This is a genomic window from Frankia sp. AgKG'84/4 (assembly GCF_023242965.2).
In the GTDB taxonomy this organism is placed as follows: domain Bacteria; phylum Actinomycetota; class Actinomycetes; order Frankiales; family Frankiaceae; genus Frankia.
Map to the genome: position 1 here is coordinate 1 of NZ_JALKFU020001156.1, position 2,810 is coordinate 2,810.

3 protein-coding genes are annotated in these 2,810 nt (G+C 74.8%); all 3 read right to left on the reverse strand.

Translation table 11 applies throughout. The features are described 5' to 3' along the window. A partial coding sequence (locus MXD58_RS28065; protein ID WP_250611187.1) for an acyltransferase domain-containing protein occupies positions 1 to 1,174 on the reverse strand: 1,174 nt, incomplete at its 3' end. Then, entirely contained in the window at positions 1,171 to 1,974 is an 804-nt protein-coding gene (locus tag MXD58_RS28070; RefSeq protein WP_248839317.1) for an STM4013/SEN3800 family hydrolase, read from the reverse strand. The genes MXD58_RS28065 and MXD58_RS28070, both read right to left, overlap by 4 nt. Then, positions 1,971 to 2,810 (reverse strand): STM4014 family protein (locus MXD58_RS28075; RefSeq protein WP_250611189.1); only part of this gene is annotated, 840 nt, incomplete at its 5' end. The genes MXD58_RS28075 and MXD58_RS28070, both read right to left, overlap by 4 nt.

The following is a 2,810-nucleotide window of genomic DNA, read 5'->3' on the forward strand; positions in this document are numbered from 1 at the left end:
CACCCACGGCCCGCGCCGCCGGTGCGGCCGACTGGCGGGTGTCGAGGGCGACTCGCCAGTCGACCGGCGCGCCGCGCACCCAGGCTTCGGCGAGTGCCGCGTGGAACTTCGCCGGGCCGCCCACGTCGCGGCGCAGCGTCTCCGCGATGGCGACGGGACCGGACAGGCCGGTGGCGGTGTCGAGGGTCTCGGTGAGCGCGGTGGTGAGACCGGGATGCGGGCTGATTTCGATGAACAGGTCGTGGCCGGCGGTGAGCAGGGCGCGGGTGGCGGGTTCGAACAGGACGGGTTGGCGCAGGTTGGCGTACCAGTAGTCGGCGGTGAGGGTGGTCGGGTCGATCCAGTCGGCGGTGACGGTCGAGAGGATCGGGATGCTCGCCGGTTGCGGCCGGACGGGTGCGAGCGCGGCGAGCAGCTCGTCGCGGATCGCCTCGACGTGCGGGGAGTGCGAGGCGTAGGTGACGGGCAGCAGCCGGGTACGGACATCGCGCTCGCGCACCGCCGCCAGCAGTGCGGTCAGCTCGGCCTCGTCGCCGGCGACGATGGTGGTCGCCGGGCTGTTGACCGCGGCGACGGACAGTCCCGGGGTCAGCAGTCCCTCGAGCTGCTCGGCGGGCAGGTTGATCGACGCCATCGCGCCCGGCGCCGCGATGGTTGTCAGCGCCAGGCTGCGCAGGGCGACGATCCGGGCGGCATCGTCGAGGGTGAGCGCGCCGGCGATGTGCGCGGCGGCGATCTCCCCCTGGCTGTGGCCGACGACGGCCTTCGGCGCGACGCCGTGGTGCTGCCAGAGCCGGGCGAGGGCGACGAGGACCGCGAACAGCACCGGCTGGACGACGTCGACCCGCTCCAGGCTCGCCGCGCCCGGCGCCTCGGTGAGAACGTCGAGCAGATCCCAGTCGAGGTGCGGGGCGAGGGCGGCGGCGACGGCGGTGGCCTGGCGGTCCAGGGCGTCGAGGTAGCGGCCGGTGAGGTCCGCGGCGGCGCCGGTGCGGGTGAACAGGTTGCAGAAGCCGCAGCGCATCTCGCAGAACGGAACATGCAGGTAGAGGGAGAGCGCGCGGCGGTCCTCCCCCGCCCACACCTCACGCAGCCGCGGTCGCGGGGACAGCGGGCGGTAGGCCGTCTTGTGCGGGTAGGCGTAGAGGTAGTCCTGGTACGGGCTGTCGGTCATGAGAGCACGAACTCGCTATAGGGGACGGTCCAGACGACCTCGTGGCCGAGGCGGTGGCCGGTGTGGCCGTCCTCGCCGTAGGCGCTGCCGTGGTCCGAGCAGACGATCACGAAACAGGGCCGGCGCATCAGCGCGAACAGCCGGCCGAGCTGCCCGTCTATGTGGCGCAGCGCCGCGGCGTGGGAGTCGCGGGTGTCGCCGTGCGCGGGGGTGGCGCCGGCGAGGTAGAACCAGTTCGGCTGGTGCAGGGCGGCGACGTTGAGCAGCAGGAACAGCCGCCGCCGGACGGGCAGGCGGGCGATCACCTCGCCGACCCGGTCGATCTGGTGGGTGAGCGAGTCCGGGTCGGTGACGCCGAAGCGCGGCTCCCAGTGGCTCTCGGCGAACAGTGCGGGCAGCGTGGAGCCCAGCGGCGAGAGCTTGTTGAAGAAGCCGACGCCGCCGACGCACACCGTGTGGTAGCCGGCGGCCGCGAGACCCGACGGCAGGTCGGGGGCGTCGAACGTCCAGGTGGCGGGGGCGGTGGTGGCGCTGCCGGGAAACGCGGCGGCGAACAGGCGCGGATGCGGACCCGGACCGGCCGGGGTCGGCAGGAAACCGGCGAGCATGGCGGTGTGCGCCGCGTAGGTGAAGCTGCCCGGAGTGTGGCGGCGTTCCCAGCGGCCGCCGGGCAGCAGGGCGCGCAGGGTGGGTGTCTGCCCGGCGGCGGCGAGTTCGGCGGCGACGTCGTAGCGCAGCGTGTCGAGCGTGATCAACAGCAGGTCGTGGCTGCCGACGATGCCGTGCATGTCCCGGCTCATCGCACGGCTCCGGCCAGCGGTGCCCGAAGCGCCGCGCGGACCTGGGCCGCGTGGGTGCCCAGGCCTTCGGCCCAGGTGCCGGGCAGCCCGGTGATCCCGGGCAGCAGGTCGCCGAAGGCGTTGACCTCGCCGACCGCGACGCGGCGCCAGCCGACCTCGACGAGCAGGTCGACGCCGACCATCAGACTGGCGGGGAAGCAGGCGGCGGCCCGCGCGCACACGTCCAGCGCCCGCTCCCAACCAGCCGGGCCAAGCGCGTCGCGCACGGCCGGCACGCTGCCGCGCAGGCCGCCGAGGTGCAGGTTCGTCAGCGGGGAACGGCTGGTCCGCGCGACCACGTGCGTCGGCTCCCCCCCGATCACGACGACCCGCAGGTCCAGGCCGCGGTCGTCGAGCGAGGCCTTGGGCAGCCAGCGTTCGACGTGCAGCCCGTCCGGCGCCAGCAGGTCGATCAGCCGGGCCACCTCGGCCTCCCGTTCGTAGGTGCGGACCCGCAGCGCGTTGGCGTACCCCGCGGCGGCGGGCGCGGCGGAGGTGACGGCCCTGACCCGCCCGCCAGGTGCGACCCGCAGCGCCACGACGCCGCTGGCGGACGAGCCGTGCGCCGGTTTGACGAACACCTGGTGCAGGCCCGCGGCCGCCATCCGCGCGCGCAGCTCGGCGTAGTCGCCCACGGGCCCCAGGGCCTCGGGGACGGCGACACCCGCCGCACGCAGGCGGGCGTGGCAGCGCCGCTTGTCGCACATCACGGCGATCTCGTCCACGTCGGCGAGCGGGCGGGCATCCACCCGCGCGGCCGCGGCGGCGACGCGCTCCAGCGCCGCGGTGAACGACGC